This window comes from Citrobacter sp. Ce006 (genome assembly GCF_030336535.1).
Classification (GTDB): Bacteria; Pseudomonadota; Gammaproteobacteria; order Enterobacterales; family Enterobacteriaceae; genus Citrobacter; species Citrobacter europaeus.
The window spans coordinates 68,218-86,530 of record NZ_JAOWDO010000058.1 but is presented as its reverse complement, the minus strand read 5'-3'; the positions used below and the strand labels follow the sequence as shown (position 1 = coordinate 86,530).

At 50.2% G+C, this 18,313-nt stretch carries 15 protein-coding genes and 1 other RNA gene; 11 read left to right on the top strand and 5 right to left on the bottom strand.

Annotation, left to right across the window (positions count from 1 at the left end):
• Positions 1–3: 3 nt before the first annotated feature.
• The 5 genes from gatB to garD form a co-directional block, all read right to left on the bottom strand.
• On the bottom strand, positions 4–288 hold the full coding sequence (gene gatB / locus OGV94_RS05380; protein WP_003828616.1) for a PTS galactitol transporter subunit IIB: 285 nt from the start codon (positions 286–288) through the stop codon (positions 4–6).
• 29 nt (positions 289–317) lie between these two features.
• On the bottom strand, positions 318–782 hold the full coding sequence (gene gatA / locus OGV94_RS05375) for a PTS galactitol transporter subunit IIA (RefSeq protein ID WP_087051136.1): 465 nt from the start codon (positions 780–782) through the stop codon (positions 318–320).
• A 14-nt stretch (positions 783–796) separates the two neighbouring features.
• Complete coding sequence (gene gatZ / locus OGV94_RS05370) at positions 797–2,068, bottom strand: tagatose-bisphosphate aldolase subunit GatZ (protein WP_087051137.1); 1,272 nt, start codon at positions 2,066–2,068, stop codon at positions 797–799.
• A 132-nt stretch (positions 2,069–2,200) separates the two neighbouring features.
• Positions 2,201–3,055, bottom strand: coding sequence for a tagatose bisphosphate family class II aldolase (locus OGV94_RS05365; RefSeq protein ID WP_087051138.1), 855 nt, complete (start codon positions 3,053–3,055; stop codon positions 2,201–2,203).
• A gap of 178 nt (positions 3,056–3,233) precedes the next feature.
• Complete coding sequence (gene garD, locus OGV94_RS05360) at positions 3,234–4,805, bottom strand: galactarate dehydratase (protein WP_080626055.1); 1,572 nt, start codon at positions 4,803–4,805, stop codon at positions 3,234–3,236.
• A gap of 403 nt (positions 4,806–5,208) precedes the next feature.
• Here garD and garP point away from each other — a divergent pair, with 403 nt between their 5' ends.
• The 11 genes from garP (at position 5,209) to OGV94_RS05305 (ending at position 18,300) form a co-directional block, all read left to right on the top strand.
• Entirely contained in the window at positions 5,209–6,543 is a 1,335-nt protein-coding gene (gene garP, locus OGV94_RS05355) for a galactarate/glucarate/glycerate transporter GarP (RefSeq protein ID WP_286522787.1), read from the top strand.
• Positions 6,544–6,558: 15 nt separating this feature from the next.
• Positions 6,559–7,329 (top strand): 2-dehydro-3-deoxyglucarate aldolase, encoded by a 771-nt coding sequence (gene garL / locus OGV94_RS05350; RefSeq protein ID WP_005131731.1) that lies wholly within the window; start codon positions 6,559–6,561, stop codon positions 7,327–7,329.
• Between the two features lie 30 nt (positions 7,330–7,359).
• Complete coding sequence (garR, locus tag OGV94_RS05345) at positions 7,360–8,250, top strand: 2-hydroxy-3-oxopropionate reductase (RefSeq protein WP_043017754.1); 891 nt, start codon at positions 7,360–7,362, stop codon at positions 8,248–8,250.
• Positions 8,251–8,315: 65 nt separating this feature from the next.
• Entirely contained in the window at positions 8,316–9,461 is a 1,146-nt protein-coding gene (gene garK, locus OGV94_RS05340) for a glycerate 2-kinase (protein ID WP_043018011.1), read from the top strand.
• Positions 9,462–9,493: 32 nt separating this feature from the next.
• Positions 9,494–9,870: RNase P RNA component class A (rnpB, locus tag OGV94_RS05335), an RNA gene on the top strand.
• Between the two features lie 1,077 nt (positions 9,871–10,947).
• Complete coding sequence (gene tdcA, locus OGV94_RS05330; RefSeq protein WP_047408417.1) at positions 10,948–11,886, top strand: transcriptional regulator TdcA; 939 nt, start codon at positions 10,948–10,950, stop codon at positions 11,884–11,886.
• A gap of 98 nt (positions 11,887–11,984) precedes the next feature.
• Complete coding sequence (gene tdcB / locus OGV94_RS05325) at positions 11,985–12,974, top strand: bifunctional threonine ammonia-lyase/L-serine ammonia-lyase TdcB (RefSeq protein WP_003828594.1); 990 nt, start codon at positions 11,985–11,987, stop codon at positions 12,972–12,974.
• A 22-nt stretch (positions 12,975–12,996) separates the two neighbouring features.
• Complete coding sequence (tdcC, locus tag OGV94_RS05320; protein ID WP_043017752.1) at positions 12,997–14,328, top strand: threonine/serine transporter TdcC; 1,332 nt, start codon at positions 12,997–12,999, stop codon at positions 14,326–14,328.
• A 31-nt stretch (positions 14,329–14,359) separates the two neighbouring features.
• On the top strand, positions 14,360–15,568 hold the full coding sequence (tdcD, locus tag OGV94_RS05315) for a propionate kinase (protein WP_043017751.1): 1,209 nt from the start codon (positions 14,360–14,362) through the stop codon (positions 15,566–15,568).
• A 28-nt stretch (positions 15,569–15,596) separates the two neighbouring features.
• On the top strand, positions 15,597–17,891 hold the full coding sequence (gene pflB / locus OGV94_RS05310) for a formate C-acetyltransferase (RefSeq protein WP_043017750.1): 2,295 nt from the start codon (positions 15,597–15,599) through the stop codon (positions 17,889–17,891).
• Between the two features lie 13 nt (positions 17,892–17,904).
• Complete coding sequence (locus OGV94_RS05305; protein WP_003828585.1) at positions 17,905–18,300, top strand: enamine/imine deaminase; 396 nt, start codon at positions 17,905–17,907, stop codon at positions 18,298–18,300.
• Positions 18,301–18,313 lie beyond the last annotated feature (13 nt).

Genomic DNA, 18,313 nt, shown 5'->3' with positions numbered 1-18,313 from the left:
GCGTTACCCCACGAGGATAGTCAGTATTTTTTGCTGCAACGCTTCGATACCCACGCCTGAGACAAAAGGCATGCCGTGAACGACCGGGATATCGCCAAACGTACGGTCAACGCGGGCTGTGGTACAAATAAGATCCGCGCCATCCATATAGGTTTCGATTTCTGTTACCCGGCACTGAACCAGGTCGAGTTGGATATTGTTGGCTTCACAGAGTTCTTTAATTTCTTCAGCTGCCATTGTTGAAGTTGCTACAGCACCGCCACAAGCCACAATTACTTTACGTTTCATAGGGTATTCCTTTTATTATCAGTATCTTTTCAAGCCTGTGCGCAGGGCTCAGTCTCAAGGATTTTTTCCCGAAACAGCATTGCCAGTTCTGCATCGGGCGCATTCAACAATGCTTCAATGGTGTTCGGGTTTTGTAGCTCACTAAACAGACGACGCAGGAGCTTCAGTTGCGCCGTTGGGTTCTCAACAATCAGGGCAATAATTAAAGAGACGGCTATCTCTTCGTCATCATCCGCTTGTTGAAAGTTGACCGGTGTATCCGGGCGAATCAGATAGATTGCAGGCGATTTCGCATGAATAGCTTCACAATGCGGAATCGCGACGGCATGACGTTCCAGCGCTATTCCGGTTGGAAAAGTTGCTTCACGCTCAATCAGGGCCTGCGGATAGCTTTCATACACGACCCCTTTGGCCAGCATCTCCTCTCCAATATGTGTCAGCGCATGCTGACACGAGCTAAAATCAATACCTGTTCGAACAAAAAGTTGGCTCATATATTCTCCAGATTTCAGGCACTTGCTGGTGCGCAACCAAAGCGATAGGCGCGCAGAACGTCCTGGATTTTGTCGATAATCAGATTATGTGGTGTGGCGGTTAACGTCCCTTCAGTCAGGCGTTCAAATTGCACGGGCATAAACTGGCTAATGAGTCCCAGTGGTAAAGCAACGTCATTAAGGTTGGTGATTAATTTCTCTACACTTTGACGAATGCGAGGATGCGGCCAGTAGTAACGAATACGGTCGGAGAGGCTGAAGTGAATATCGACCATCGCCTGGCTCCAGGTTGGACGATAGTATTTTTTCCAGTAGTCCGGTTCATTCAGCATAACTTCGTCAATTACTTCCATAACCCGGCTCCGCTGCTCTGGAGAAACCAGTTCATTTTCCATTTGCGCTAGCGCAAAAATGGCTTCACGCAGCGCGAAGGTCAGCGCTGGACCCACTTTTAAAATTGCATAGTGATCGCGTACCAGGGCGCGGTATGCCTGGCGGGTTTGATAATCTGTAGAATGCGCTTCATAAACCATTGGAGTTTCTTTAATCCAGGCTGAAAGCGCTTCTGCAGCCTGTGGCTGATAATGAATGATCTGAGTGTGATCGAATTCGACGCCGGGTTGGACAACAATAGCGATCACGCGAGTTAGCGCTTCTTCAAGTCCTAATGCTCTAAAGGCAATTTGATGGGTTTCCAGTGTACGGGCGGCATCTTCTTCGCGTGTGACATGAACAGTGCCAATGGTACTGGCTTCGCCACCGGGAACAGGAACCTCAGTACCAATCACATAAGTCAGTTGGTGTTTCTGTTCTTCGGTTGCCGTAGCTTCTGCGGCCTGGCAAAGTACGGCAGCTCGCTGAGCAACAACCATCGGATCCAGCGGCGTGGGATCGTCAGCACAGGACATTGAAGCATCGAGGTGGATTTTGCTGAACCCTGCGGCAACGTAGGCTTTAATTAAGGCTACGGATTTCTCCATCGCTTCCGCCGCAGGTTCATTTTGCCAGCAGTTAGGACCGAGGTGATCGCCACCCAGGATCAGTCTTTCACGAGGGAAACCAATCTCTTGTGCGATGCCATAGACAAAATCACGGAAATCGGCGGGTTTCATTCCGGTATAACCACCAAACTGATTAACCTGATTAGACGTCGCTTCGATCAGAACTTTACTATCCGTGTCGAGATCAAAACGTAATGCGGATTCAATGACCAGCGGATGTGCTGAACAAACCGAACAAATACCTAAATGCTCACCTGCTTTATGACGAGAGATTATTTCTTTCACTTCTATCTCCGATATCTTTTGTTTATCTTCATAATATTTTTGGATTGAAGGCAAAGGGTAAAAGCGACTTTCGTGATCCAGCTTTAAAACAGACCTTTGTCAGAATCCGTACAAATCAAATAAATCAATAGGTTACAATTTTCCTTCACAGCCGCAATCGGCAATGACTTTACGCACCACCTCTTTCATGGCGGCTTTTGCTGGCATCATGTAATGCCGTGGGTCATTTGCATTGGTATGTGTACTCAGATAAGTTTTGAGTGCGCCAGAAAAGGCGATTTTGAGTTCGGTCGCGACGTTCACTTTGCAGACCCCTAAAGAGATAGCGCACTTAATATCATGTGTTGGCAGGCCGGATGCGCCATGTAAAACAAGTGGAATATCAACGCGCTGACGAATTTCTGCTAGTCGTTCAAAATCAAGTTTAGGTTCAGCACTATACAAACCATGGGCTGTGCCGATCGCGACAGCCAGTGAGTCGATACCGGTTTTTTCCACAAACTCCCGAGCCTGTTCTGGGTGGGTATAAAGCGCATCTTTTCCGTCCACGATCAGGTCATCTTCTTGTCCACCCAGTCGTCCCAGCTCAGCTTCAACGCTTACGTCATAGCGGTGGCAGTAGTCAGTTACGTGCTTAACTAATTCAATGTTGTCGGCAAACGGCAGATGTGAACCATCGATCATGACAGAGCGAATACCTGTAGCGACTTTCGCTTTAATATCGGTGGCACTTTCGTGGTGATCGAGATGGATGGCGAGAGGATGGTTCCAGCTTCTTGCCAGTTCACTGGCGATAGCAACGATGTTACCGACCCCGGCATAACTAAAAGTGCCTGGTGTGCCGGCGACGATCAACGGAGAGCGTAGTTCGGCTGCTGTTTCCACGACAACCTGTAGGGTCTCCAGGTTGTGGATGTTAAAAGCCGGTACGGCATAGCCTTCTTGCTGCGCCTTCTTCAGCATCATTTTGCTTGAGATGATAAACATACTTCCTCCGAAGTCTTTCGATTTCTTTCTTCGAAATAAAGTATAGGGTTTCGTAATGTTTTTTTGTGATTTTGATCTGATAAATGAAAGTTTCGAAAGAAAAGGGAGGGTTGCGAAAGTTATAGCGAAAAAAAAGGCATGTCAGAAGACATGCCCTTGAAGAAAATATTGCGGACAATCAGGTCACTGGCGCTGGGTTAAACACCGCCAGTTGGTTGTGCAGCCCCCACTGATCTGAGAAGGTTTTCTTACGTCCGCTGGCGACGTCGAGAATAAACTCGAACAGTTTCAGACCCACGTCTTCAATGGTTTCTTCTCCGGTGGCGATGGTGCCTGCGTTGATGTCCATCAGGTCAAACCAACGGTTGGCCAGCTCAGTACGCGTCGCCATTTTTATCACCGGCACGGCCATCAGGCCGTACGGCGTACCGCGACCGGTGGTGAACACCTGTACGGTGATTCCGGAAGCGACCTGCTGCGTACCGCAAACAAAATCACTGGCGGGGGTTGCGGCGTAAATCAGACCACGTTTGGTTGGACGCTGACCCGGCGACAATACTTCGACAATGGCGCTCTTGCCGGACTTGGCAATAGAGCCCAGCGCTTTTTCCACCACATTTGCCAGACCGCCTTTCTTATTGCCCGGAGAAGGGTTGGCGCTGCGATCCGTTTTGCCCATATCCAGGTAGTTATCGTACCAGGCCATCTCTTCGAGCAGGCGTTTACCTACTTCTTCGTTAATCGCCCTTGGGGTCAGAAGGTGGATGGCATCGCGCACTTCGGTAACTTCAGAGAACATCACAGTCGCGCCGCAGCGTACTAACAGGTCGGAGGCATAACCCACCGCCGGGTTGGCCGTCACGCCAGAAAATGCATCGCTGCCGCCGCACTGCATGCCGACCACCAGTTCTGATGCCGGGCAGGTTTCACGCTGTCGCTGATTGAGTTTTGCCAGATGGCGTTCGGCCACCTGCAAAATATCGGCAACCATCGATTGAAAGCCAATGTGCTTTTCATCCTGCAGGCTGACGACGCTGGCGCTGTCGACCGGAATACTTTTCACATCGTGCGTACCTTCGAGCAGGCGCTCTGGCTGTAGTTTTTCACAACCGAGGCCGATGACCATCACTTCACCGCCAAAATTCGGGTTAAGCGCAATATTGTGAATGGTGCGAATCGGCACAATGGCGGCTGGGGCATTGATCGCCACGCCGCAGCCGTACAAGTGATTGAGCCCCACCACGCCATCAACGTTCGGGTATTTGGGCAACAGATCGCGCTCAATGATTTTCACCACATAATCCACCACACCCGCCACGCAGTGCACACTGGTCGAGATGCCGAGCAGATTCTTGGTGCCGACGCTACCGTCAGCATTGCGGTAACCTTCGAAGGTATAGCCCTCCAGAGGCGGCAGCGGCTCTGGCACTTTGGTTGCCAGCGGCAGCGTCTCCAGCGGTGGAGCTTTGGGCAGTTCAACCATTGATTCATCAATCCAGCTGCCGCGTGGGATATCGCGAACGGCATAGCCTATCACTTCGCCATAACGCACAATTTCGCCGTGAACAGGAATATCCAGTAGCGCCACTTTATGGCCCTGGGGAATATGTTCAATGAGTTCCAGTCCGTCCGGAAAACGCGTCCCGGCTTTCAGACCATTGTCATTGACAATTATCGCCACATTATCTGTTTCGTGAACTTTAATATAAAACGCCGTTGGCGATTCTTGTCTGATTTCGATGTCGGCCATTGTCCAGTATTCTCCAACAAGGTGGTGATAATAGTGTGAATATTTATATTTTGAATCTAATTGTAAGTAATAAAGATTCGATATCGTGAAATAAGAATGTCAGGAGTTTAATGCCAAGAATGTGACGATGATCACTTAAACTCAGCAAGGCCGGGCTACCAGGGGCAGCAATACGTAAATGTGTGCATTAGCGCCCATGCGTGTGGGCATATGCCCAAAACATTAATTTAATAACGCGTTATAAATGAGCGCTTGCACAATGATTAACGTTACGCTGCTGATTATACTGAATCACGGTTTTATAGCGTCTGATAAATTATTATGCGTTCTAATTATCAGTAATTTATCACCAGGAATATCTACTCAATAATAATAAAAATTTAATGTACCCGAGGTAATTAGAATGATTCTGGATACAGTTGTCGAGAAAAAGAAAGGTACGCACACCCGTTATTTAATATTGCTGATAATATTTATCGTTACCGCCGTTAACTATGCGGACCGTGCGACGCTATCTATTGCCGGCACGGAAGTAGCGAAAGAGTTGCAGCTCAGCGCCATCTCTATGGGTTACATTTTCTCCGCCTTCGGCTGGGCTTACCTGTTGATGCAAATCCCCGGTGGCTGGCTGTTGGATAAATTCGGCTCGAAGAAAGTCTACACATACAGTCTGTTCTTCTGGTCACTGTTCACCTTCCTGCAAGGCTTTGTGGACATGTTCCCGCTGGCCTGGGCGGGTATTTCAATGTTCATCATGCGCTTTATGCTGGGCTTCTCGGAAGCGCCGTCCTTTCCGGCGAATGCTCGTATCGTGGCGGCCTGGTTCCCGACGAAAGAGCGCGGTACGGCATCCGCAATTTTTAATTCCGCGCAGTATTTTTCCCTGGCGCTGTTTTCTCCGCTGCTCGGCTGGCTGACCTTCGCCTGGGGCTGGGAGCACGTGTTTACCGTAATGGGCGTGATTGGTTTTGTGCTCACCGGGCTGTGGGTAAAGTTTATTCATAACCCAACCGATCATCCGCGTATGTCGCAAGAAGAACTGAAGTTTATCTCGGAAAACGGCGCGGTCGTGGATATGGACCACAAAAAGCCGTGCGATGTGAAGTCAGGTGGTCCTAAACTGCATTATATCAAGCAGTTGCTCACTAACCGTATGATGCTTGGCGTGTTCTTCGGCCAGTATTTTATCAACACAATTACCTGGTTTTTCCTCACCTGGTTCCCGATTTACCTGGTACAGGAAAAAGGCATGTCGATCCTCAAAGTTGGCCTGGTAGCTTCGATTCCGGCGCTGTGCGGATTCGCCGGTGGTGTGCTCGGCGGCGTGTTCTCTGATTATCTGATTAAACGTGGCTTCAGTATCACACTGGCGCGTAAGCTGCCGATTGTGCTCGGCATGCTGCTCGCGTCGACCATTATTCTGTGTAACTACACCGATAACACCACCCTGGTGGTCGCACTGATGGCGCTGGCGTTCTTCGGCAAAGGCTTCGGGGCGCTGGGATGGCCGGTGATTTCCGATACCGCGCCGAAAGAGATTGTCGGTCTGTGCGGTGGGGTATTTAACGTATTTGGTAACGTGGCTTCCATCGTCACTCCGCTGGTGATTGGGTATCTGGTGAGCGAGCTGCACTCATTTAATGCTGCGCTGATGTTTGTAGGGTGTTCGGCGCTGATGGCAATGGTTTGCTACCTGTTTATTGTCGGTGACATTAAACGTATGGAATTGCAGAAATAAACAAAGGTATAGGCGATGAATAACACGATTTTCCCGAATAAGTTTAAAGCGGCCCTCGCGGCGCAACAGATTCAGATTGGCTGCTGGTCTGCATTAGCCAGCCCAATCAGCACTGAAGTTTTAGGCCTGGCGGGGTTTGACTGGCTGGTGCTGGACGGCGAACACGCGCCGAACGATATCTCGACGTTTATCCCGCAATTGATGGCGCTGAAAGGCAGCGCCAGCGCACCGGTAGTGCGCGTACCGACCAACGAGCCGGTAATCATCAAGCGCCTGCTGGATATCGGGTTTTACAACTTCCTGATCCCGTTCGTTGAGACGGAAGAAGAGGCGGTAAACGCCGTGGCATCGACCCGCTATCCGCCGGAAGGTATTCGCGGCGTGTCCGTATCCCATCGCGCCAATATGTTTGGCACCGTACCGGACTACTTTGCGCAATCGAATAAGAACATCACGATCATCGTGCAGATCGAAAGTCAGCAGGGCGTTGATAACGTTGACGCAATCGCGGCGACAGAAGGCGTCGACGGTGTCTTCGTCGGCCCAAGCGATCTGGCTGCGGCGCTAGGCCACCTTGGCAATGCGTCACATCCTGATGTGCAGAAAGCTATCCAGCACATTTTTGCCCGCGCGAAAGCACATGGCAAACCAAGCGGCATTCTGGCCCCGGTAGAGGCGGATGCACGTCGTTATCTGGAGTGGGGCGCGACGTTTGTTGCCGTTGGTAGTGACCTTGGCGTGTTCCGTTCAGCCACGCAGAAACTGGCTGATTCTTTTAAGAAATAACCACCATCGACAGTAGAGAGAGATAAAGACATGACAATGAAAGTTGGTTTTATTGGCCTCGGTATCATGGGTAAACCAATGAGTAAAAACCTCCTCAAGGCAGGTTACTCGCTGGTGGTTGCTGACCGTAACCCGGAATCCATTGCACAAGTGATTGCCGCAGGCGCTGAAACTGCCGCCACGGCGAAAGAAATTGCCGAGCAGTGCGACGTGATCATCACCATGCTGCCGAACTCTCCGCATGTGAAAGAAGTGGCGCTGGGTGAAGGCGGCATTATTGAAGGGGCGAAGCCGGGCACAGTGCTTATCGACATGAGCTCCATCGCGCCGTTAGCCAGCCGTGAAATTAGCGATGCGCTGAAAGCAAAAGGCGTGGATATGCTGGATGCGCCGGTCAGCGGCGGCGAGCCAAAAGCGATTGACGGCACGTTGTCGGTGATGGTTGGCGGTGACAAAGCGATCTTCGACAAGTACTACGATCTGCTGAAAGCGATGGCAGGCTCCGTGGTGCATACCGGTGAAATTGGCGCGGGTAACGTCACCAAGCTGGCGAATCAGGTCATTGTGGCGCTGAACATTGCCGCGATGTCTGAAGCGCTGACGTTGGCGACTAAAGCGGGTGTGAACCCGGATCTGGTGTATCAGGCGATCCGTGGCGGGCTGGCGGGAAGCACCGTGCTCGACGCGAAAGCACCGATGGTGATGGACCGCAACTTTAAACCAGGCTTCCGTATTGACCTGCATATCAAAGATCTGGCGAATGCGCTGGATACCTCTCATGGCGTTGGCGCCCAGTTGCCGCTGACTGCTGCAGTTATGGAGATGATGCAGGCGCTCCGCGCAGATGGATTGGGGACAGCCGATCACAGCGCGCTCGCATGCTACTACGAAAAACTGGCGAAAGTGGAAGTCACTCGCTAACAAGAAGGGCGCGGATGCGCGCCCTGTATTTCTTGCCTTGCGCGGCACAGTCAGGCTACATAACTATGAAAATCGTAATTGCCCCAGACTCTTATAAAGAAAGCCTTTCTGCCACCGAGGTAGCTCAGGCGATAGAAAAAGGATTTCGGGAAATTTTCCCCGATGCGCAATATGTTTCTGTTCCGGTTGCCGATGGCGGTGAAGGAACGGTCGAAGCCATGATTGCCGCGACGCAAGGGAGTGAACATTCAGCATGGGTGACGGGGCCGCTGGGCGAAAAAGTGAATGCCTGCTGGGGCATGTCCGGGGACGGTAAAACCGCGTTTATCGAAATGGCGGCAGCCAGTGGTCTGGCGTTGGTTCCTCCTGAAAAGCGCAACCCTTTAGTCACTACGTCGCGTGGCACCGGGGAGTTGATTTTGCAGGCGTTGGATAGCGGTGCGCAGAGCATCATTATAGGCATTGGCGGCAGTGCGACTAACGACGGTGGCGCGGGTATGGTGCAGGCGCTGGGGGCGAAACTTTGCGATGCCAACGGGACAGAGATTGGCTACGGTGGCGGAAGCCTGATGAGTCTGAATACTATCGATATCTCGGGTCTGGATCCGCGCTTAAAAACCTGTTCCATTCGCGTGGCCTGCGATGTGACTAATCCACTCATTGGCGATTCTGGCGCTTCGCGCATTTTTGGACCGCAGAAAGGGGCGACGGAAGAACGCATTCTCGAACTGGACCGTAATCTGTCTCACTATGCTGACATTATTAAAAAGTCTCTGCGAGTTGATGTGAAAGACGTGCCCGGCTCCGGTGCTGCTGGCGGAATGGGCGCAGCGTTAATGGCTTTTTTAGGCGCGGAGCTGCGCAGCGGTATCGAGATTGTGACCCAGGCGCTCAATCTGGAAGAGCATATTCACGACTGTACGCTGGTGGTGACCGGCGAAGGGCGGATCGACAGCCAGAGCATTCACGGCAAAGTACCGGTGGGTGTGGCGAACGTCGCGAAGAAGTACCACAAGCCAGTCATTGGTATTGGCGGCAGCCTGACGCGCGATGTAGAGGTGGTGCATCAATATGGTATCGATGCGGTGTTTAGCGTATTGACCAGCATCGGCACGCTGGAAGAGGCCTTCCGTGGGGCATTTGATAATATTTATCGCGCTTCAAGAAACATCGCCGCCACGTTGGCGATAGGAATACGCAGTGCGGGGTGACATTGCTCCGCAAACCCTCTATACTGCGCGCCGAAGCTGACCAGACAGTCGCCGCTTCGTCGTCGTCCTCTTCGGGGGAGACGGGCGGAGGGGAGGAAAGTCCGGGCTCCATAGGGCAGGGTGCCAGGTAACGCCTGGGGGGGAAACCCACGACCAGTGCAACAGAGAGCAAACCGCCGATGGCCCACGTAAGTGGGATCAGGTAAGGGTGAAAGGGTGCGGTAAGAGCGCACCGCGCGGCTGGTAACAGTCCGTGGCACGGTAAACTCCACCCGGAGCAAGGCCAAATAGGGGTTCACAAGGTACGGCCCGTACTGAACCCGGGTAGGCTGCTTGAGCCAGTGAGCGATTGCTGGCCTAGATGAATGACTGTCCACGACAGAACCCGGCTTATCGGTCAGCTTCACTCTTTATAAAACCCCGCTTCGGCGGGGTTTTTGCTTTCTGGGCAGGTTGGATGAATGACTGTCCACGACGCTATGCTCAAAAGAACGCGGCTTATCGATCCGCTTCACTCTTTATAAGACCCCGCTTCGGCGGGGTTTTTGCTTTCTGGGCAGGCTGGATGAATGACTGTCCACGACGCTATGCTCAAAAGAACGCGGCTTATCGGTCAGCTTCACTCTTTATAAAACCCCGCTTCGGCGGGGTTTTTGCTGTATGAGCTGGTTGTCATGCTTGATGGCGCTACGCTTATCAGGCCTACTGGGATGGGTGGAACTGGTTTGGTAGGCCGGATAAGGTGTTTACACCGCCATCCGGCAAATATTTTCCTGATAGTATTGCGATTGGTTTACCCCGAATCTGGCGTTTTATTTTCCATTCATCTAATCTTTATTTAGTTCTTATTTATGTTGCTGGCTTCTTTTATAAGAGGAAATGTCTCTCGGGATATTTCTTGTTTTGTGATGGGCAACACAAAACGCTATGCGATACGTTTTTTCCGAGAATAATCACGCGCAATCGATCGCTATCACAAAATTAGTTGCTGACAAAGTGCGCAAAACAAGTGTTATAATAATGTTACGTATGGTGATGGTTTGTTTTCATTGTTTTAAATATTGATAAATGTAATGTTTCTTTACAAACAAATAAGGTCGAAAAACGTGATGCATAACGTTATTTAATCACTATAAACAATAAAATCAAATTATTTTTGATAAATTGCTTATTAAATTTAAGCACCGTTTTGCCTGATAATTACTCTGTAATTGATTGAAATATAGCCTTTCATGGATTTAAGAAATAGCAGGGAAAATGATGTCGTTATAGCCATAAAAAATCGTTATCCCCCCATCTTTTTTTGATTAAAGTCAGGATAAAGTGAGATCAATATTTCATATCTATATGATTATTAAGTGATTTCAATTTTCATAATAGTCTTACAAAATGTAAGTCAAGGGGATTTGTGAGTGGTAGCACATATCCTTGTTCGCTTAATTTGGTACACTTCCTGCCGTCAACAAAGTAATTAGCGTAGGTCGATATGAATACTATTACACTCCCTAAAACACAGCACTTAGTGGTCTTTCAGGAAGTCATTAGAAGTGGTTCTATCGGCTCAGCTGCAAAAGAATTAGGTTTAACTCAACCGGCTGTCAGCAAAATCATTAATGATGTAGAAGCTTATTTCGGTATTGAGTTAGTTGTACGTAAAAATACTGGTGTGACATTAACTCAGGCAGGTCAGGTGATGCTCTCATGGTCTGAATCTATTACCCGTGAAATGAAAAACATGGTTGATGAGATGAACAGCATGACGAGCAACGCGGTCGTTGATGTGTCGTTTGGCTTTCCTTCACTGATTGCCTTCACCATCATGTCCGGCATGATTAAAAAATTCAAAGAAGTGTTTCCGAAAGCGCAGGTTTCTATGTATGAAGCTCAGCTCTCCTCCTTCTTACCGGCGATTCGTGACGGACGTCTGGACTTCGCTATCGGTACGCTGAGTGATGAGATGAAACTGCACGATCTGCACGTTGAGCCGCTCTTTGAGTCAGACTTTATCCTGGTCGCCAGCAAGTCCCGAACATGCACCGGCATCACCTCGCTGAGCGCGTTGAAAAACGAACAGTGGGTGTTGCCACAAACGAATATGGGTTACTACAGCGAACTTCTTACCACGTTACAGAATAATGGCATCAGCAGTGAAAACATCGTTAATACAGACTCCGTCGTTACGATTTATAATCTTGTTCTCAGTGCTGATTTCTTAACAGTAATTCCCTGCGATATGACCACACCGTTTGGCTCAAACCAGTTTATTACTATCCCGGTAGAAGAAACCTTACCCGTCGCGCGTTATGCCGCCGTATGGTCGAAAAATTATCGAATTAAAAAAGCAGCATCTATTTTGGTGGAATTAGCCAAAGAATATTCATCATATAATTGTCGGAGACGAAGGCAATTAATTGAAATTGATTAAAGATTGAATTTGTTTTAACACGAAATCAACGCCATCTGTCTATATCTGACAATGGTCACGGCTATCTATTTACTTTAATACCCTAGTAAGAGGTTCTAATGCACATTACATACGATCTCCCAGTTGCAATTGAAGATATCCTCGAAGCGAAAAAAAGACTGGCGGGGAAAATTTATAAAACGGGAATGCCTCGCTCTAACTATTTTAGTGAACGTTGCAAAGGGGAAATTTTCCTCAAGTTTGAAAACATGCAGCGTACCGGTTCATTTAAAATCCGTGGCGCGTTTAACAAGCTCAGTTCATTAACCGAAGCTGAAAGATGTAAGGGTGTGGTGGCTTGCTCTGCAGGTAACCATGCGCAAGGCGTTTCTCTCTCCTGCGCTATGCTCGGAATCGACGGCAAAGTGGTGATGCCGAAAGGCGCGCCGAAGTCTAAAGTTGCTGCAACCTGTGATTATTCCGCAGAAGTTGTGCTGCATGGCGACAACTTCAACGACACCATCGCTAAGGTTAGCGAGATTGTGGAAACGGAAGGCCGTATCTTTATTCCGCCATATGATGACCCGAAAGTCATTGCAGGTCAGGGGACTATTGGTCTGGAAATTCTGGAAGATCTGTACGATGTCGATAACGTGATTGTGCCAATTGGCGGTGGCGGACTGATTGCTGGTATTGCGGTGGCAATTAAGTCTATTAACCCGACCATTAAAATTATTGGCGTGCAGTCTGAAAACGTTCACGGCATGGCGGCTTCTTTCCACGCTGGAGAAATAACCACGCACCGAACGACCGGCACCCTGGCGGATGGTTGTGACGTTTCCCGCCCGGGTACTTTAACGTATGAAATTGTTCGTGAGTTGGTGGATGACATTGTCCTGGTCAGCGAAGATGAAATTCGCAACAGCATGGTGGCATTAATTCAGCGAAATAAAGTTGTGACTGAAGGTGCCGGCGCGCTGGCATGCGCAGCATTATTAAGCGGGAAATTAGATAGCTATATCCAGAACAGAAAAACAGTCAGCATTATTTCTGGCGGTAATATCGACCTTTCTCGTGTATCTCAAATTACTGGTTTAGTTGACGCTTAATATACTTCGTTGAGGATAGGATATGAGTACTACTGATAGCATTGTATCCAGCCAGACAAAACAGTCGTCCTGGCGCAAATCGGACACCACCTGGACACTGGGTTTATTTGGTACAGCCATCGGCGCAGGGGTGCTGTTCTTCCCTATCCGCGCAGGTTTTGGCGGACTGATCCCCATTCTGATCATGCTGGTGCTGGCATACCCCATTGCCTTCTATTGCCACCGTGCGCTGGCACGCCTGTGTCTTTCCGGTTCTAATCCTTCCGGTAACATCACAGAAACGGTTGAAGAGCACTTTGGTAAAACGGGCGGCGTGGTTATCACGTTCCTCTACTTCTTTGCGATTTGTCCGCTGCTGTGGATTTATGGCGTCACCATTACCAACACCTTTATGACCTTCTGGGAAAACCAGTTGCAGATGCCCGCGTTAAACCGTGGCTTCGTGGCACTGTTCCTGCTGCTGTTGATGGCATTCGTCATCTGGTTCGGTAAAGATCTGATGGTTAAAGTGATGAGCTTCCTGGTATGGCCGTTTATTGCCAGCCTGGTGCTTATTTCTCTGTCTCTGATCCCTTACTGGAACTCTGCGGTTATCGATCAGGTTGATCTCAGCAATATCGCACTGACTGGCCATGACGGCATCCTGGTTACCGTGTGGCTGGGTATTTCCATCATGGTGTTCTCTTTCAACTTCTCACCTATCGTTTCTTCCTTCGTGGTGTCTAAACGCGAAGAGTATGAGAAAGATTTTGGTCGCGAGTTCACCGAGCAGAAATGTTCCAAAATCATCTCCCGCGCCAGTATGTTGATGGTTGCCGTGGTTATGTTCTTCGCCTTTAGCTGCCTGTTCACGCTGTCTCCGGCAAACATGGCGGATGCGAAAGCGCAAAACATTCCGGTACTTTCTTACCTGGCGAACCACTTCGCTTCACTGTCCGGTACGAAGTCCACCTTCGCGACCGTTCTGGAATACGGTGCTTCAATCATCGCACTGGTTGCTATCTTCAAATCTTTCTTCGGCCACTATCTGGGCACGCTGGAAGGACTGAACGGTCTGGTGCTGAAGTTTGGTTACAAAGGCGATAAAACAAAAGTTTCTGCCGGCAAACTTAATACCATCAGCATGATCTTCATCATGGGTTCCACCTGGGTTGTGGCTTACGCCAACCCGAACATCCTGGACCTGATTGAAGCAATGGGCGCGCCGATTATTGCCTCTCTGCTCTGCCTGCTGCCGATGTACGCCATCCGTAAAGCGCCATCACTGGCGAAATACCGTGGCCGTCTGGATAACGTGTTTGTTACCGCGATTGGTCTGCTGACCATCCTGAACATCGTCTACAAACTGTTTTAATCCTTAAGCTCAGGATGAGCGGAGTAGTGAAATGAATGAGTTTCCGGTAGTACTGGTTATTAACTGTGGTTCATCCTCCATTAAATTCTCAGTGCTGGATGCAGCAAACTGTGACGTTTTAATGGCGGGAATTGCAGACGGTATTAACTCTGAAAATGCGTTCATAGCAATTAATGGAGGAGAGCCAGCTAAGCTGGCTCACCACAGCTACGAAGACGCATTAAAAGCAATTGCCGTTGAACTGGAGAAACGTAATTTAATGGACAGCGTGGCCTTAATTGGCCACCGCATTGCCCACGGCGGAAATATCTTTACCGAATCAGCAATTATTACTGAGGAAGTTATCGACAATATTCGCCGGGTATCGCCTTTAGCGCCGTTACATAATTATGCGAACCTCAGTGGGATCGAGTCCGCTCAGCACCTTTTCCCAGGCGTGCAGCAGGTCGCGGTATTTGATACCAGCTTCCACCAGACGATGGCTCCTGAGGCCTATCTGTACGGTTTACCGTGGAAATATTTTGAGGAGTTGGGCGTTCGTCGTTACGGTTTCCACGGCACGTCGCACCGCTATGTTTCTCAGCGAGCGCATGAGCTTCTCGAGCTGCAACATGATGACTCAGGTCTGGTTGTGGCGCACCTGGGGAACGGCGCGTCAATCTGTGCGGTACGTAACGGACAGAGCGTTGATACCTCAATGGGCATGACGCCGCTGGAAGGGCTGATGATGGGCACACGCAGCGGCGACGTCGATTTCGGCGCGATGGCGTGGATTGCCAGCGAAACCAACCAGACGCTGAGCGACCTTGAACGTGTAGTGAATAAAGAGTCCGGTTTACTGGGTATTTCCGGTTTGTCCTCTGACTTACGTACGTTAGAAAAAGCCTGGCACGAGGGACATGAGCGTGCGCAGTTGGCGATTAAAACGTTTGTGCATCGTATTGCACGTCATATCGCTGGACATGCCGCATCACTGCATCGTCTTGATGGGATTATTTTCACCGGTGGAATAGGTGAGAACTCGGTATTAATTCGTCGTCTGGTTATTGAACACCTCGCCGTTTTAGGTGTGAATATCGATAGCGAGATGAATAGCCTGCCAAATTCCCATGGCGAAAGAATTATCTCTAATAAAGATGCTCGTGTTATTTGTGCGGTAATTCCCACAAATGAAGAGAAAATGATTGCGCGTGATGCCATTGCGTTAGGCAAAATTAATACACCAGTAGAATTTGCATAATTAATTTTCAGCAGAGAGATTATTTTTCATGAAGGTAAATATCGATACCAGCGATATGCTGTATGCCGAAGCCTGGAATGGCTTTAAAGGTACGGACTGGAAAGAAGAAATTAATGTCCGTGATTTTATTCAGCACAACTATACGCCTTATGAAGGGGATGAATCTTTCCTCGCCGAAGCTACGCCTGCGACCACTGCGTTGTGGGAAAAAGTCATGGCGGGCATCCGTATTGAAAACTCGACGCACGCGCCGGTTGATTTCGATACCAATATTGCCACCACGATAACCGCTCATGATGCGGGTTATATTGAACAAGAACTGGAAAAAATCGTCGGTTTGCAAACGGATAAGCCGCTCAAGCGTGCTCTGCATCCGTTTGGCGGCATCAACATGATCAAAAGCTCTTTTGATGCTTATGGTCGTGAGATGGATGCTGATTTTGAATACCAGTTTACTGAACTGCGTAAAACCCATAACCAGGGCGTATTCGACGCCTACTCTCCGGATATGCTGCGCTGCCGTAAATCCGGCGTGCTGACCGGCCTGCCGGATGGTTACGGTCGTGGTCGTATCATCGGTGATTATCGCCGCGTCGCGCTGTACGGTATCCGCTACCTGGTGCGCGAGCGTGAACTGCAGTTTGCCGATCTCCAGTCTAACCTGGAGTGGGGCCAGAATCTTGAAGCCACGATTCGTCTGCGCGAAGAACTGTCTGAGCACCGCCGTGCTCTGCTGCAAATGCAGGAAATGGCGGCGAAATACGGCTGCGATATCTCCCGTCCGGCGCGTAATGCGCAGGAAGCGGTGCAGTGGGTGTACTTTGCTTACCTGGCTGCGGTGAAATCGCAGAACGGCGGCGCTATGTCGCTGGGCCGTACCGCATCGTTCCTCGACATCTACATTGAGCGCGATTTCAAAGCGGGTATCTTAAACGAGCAGCAGGCGCAGGAGCTGATCGACCACTTCATTATGAAGATCCGTATGGTGCGCTTCCTGCGTACGCCGGAATTCGACACGTTGTTCTCAGGCGACCCTATCTGGGCGACCGAAGTTATCGGCGGCATGGGGCTGGATGGCCGCACGCTGGTGACGAAAAACTCGTTCCGTTACCTGCATACGCTGCACACCATGGGCCCGGCGCCTGAGCCGAACCTGACTGTACTGTGGTCTGAGCAGCTACCGATTGCCTTCAAAAAGTACGCCGCCCAGGTGTCTATCATCACTTCATCTTTGCAGTATGAGAACGACGATTTGATGCGCGCCGACTTTGACAGCGATGACTATGCCATTGCCTGCTGCGTCAGCCCGATGGTTATCGGCAAACAAATGCAGTTCTTCGGTGCGCGTGCAAACCTCGCCAAAACGTTGCTGTACGCAATCAACGGCGGCGTGGATGAGAAACTGAAAATCCAGGTCGGCCCGAAAACGGCGCCGCTGATGGATGACGTGCTGGACTACGACACGGTGATGGAGAGCCTGGACCACTTTATGGACTGGCTGGCCGTGCAGTACATCAGCGCGCTGAACATCATCCACTACATGCACGACAAGTACAGCTACGAAGCTTCGCTGATGGCGCTGCACGATCGTGATGTCTATCGCACGATGGCCTGCGGTATGGCTGGTCTGTCCGTGGCGGCGGATTCTCTGTCGGCTATCAAATATGCTCGCGTGAAACCGATTCGCGATGAAAATGGTCTGGCCGTTGATTTCGAAATCGAAGGCGACTATCCGCAATACGGCAACAACGACGAGCGCGTAGACAGTATTGCCTGCGACCTGGTCGAACGCTTTATGAAGAAAATTAAGGTGTTGCCAACCTACCGTAACGCGGTGCCAACGCAGTCTATTCTGACCATCACCTCCAACGTGGTGTACGGACAGAAAACCGGTAACACGCCGGACGGACGTCGCGCTGGTACGCCGTTTGCGCCAGGGGCTAACCCGATGCACGGCCGCGATCGTAAAGGTGCGGTGGCGTCGTTAACGTCGGTCGCCAAACTGCCGTTTACCTATGCCAAAGACGGTATCTCATACACCTTCTCCATTGTGCCGGCTGCACTGGGCAAAGAGGATGGGGTGCGTAAAACCAACCTGGTCGGTCTGCTGGACGGTTACTTCCACCATGAAGCGCATGTGGAAGGTGGGCAGCATCTGAACGTTAACGTTATGAACCGTGAAATGTTGATGGATGCCATTGAGCACCCGGAAAACTATCCGAACCTGACGATCCGCGTGTCTGGCTATGCGGTGCGCTTCAACGCGCTGACCCGCGAACAGCAGCAGGATGTTATTTCACGTACTTTCACCCAGGCGCTCTGACGCCGGAGGGACTATGAGAAAAGTTATTGCAACCGAATGTGCGCCAGGGGCCATCGGGCCTTACGTACAGGGTGTGGATCTGGGCAGTATGGTGTTGACGTCAGGTCAAATCCCGGTATGTCCACAGACCGGTGAAGTGGCAGAAAACGTGGCCGATCAGGCGCGTCAAAGCCTGGAAAACGTGAAAGCGATCGTCGAGTCCGCAGGTTTGAAAGTGAGCGATATCGTGAAGACGACCGTTTTCGTATCCGACCTGAACGATTTCGCCACCATTAACCAGGTGTACCAGCAGTTCTTTGATGAGCATAAGGCAATTTACCCTACGCGCAGCTGCGTACAGGTCGCCCGCTTACCCAAGGATGTGAAGCTCGAGATTGAAGCCATCGCCGTACGTGGCGACACGCTGTAATCCCTTGCGGGGC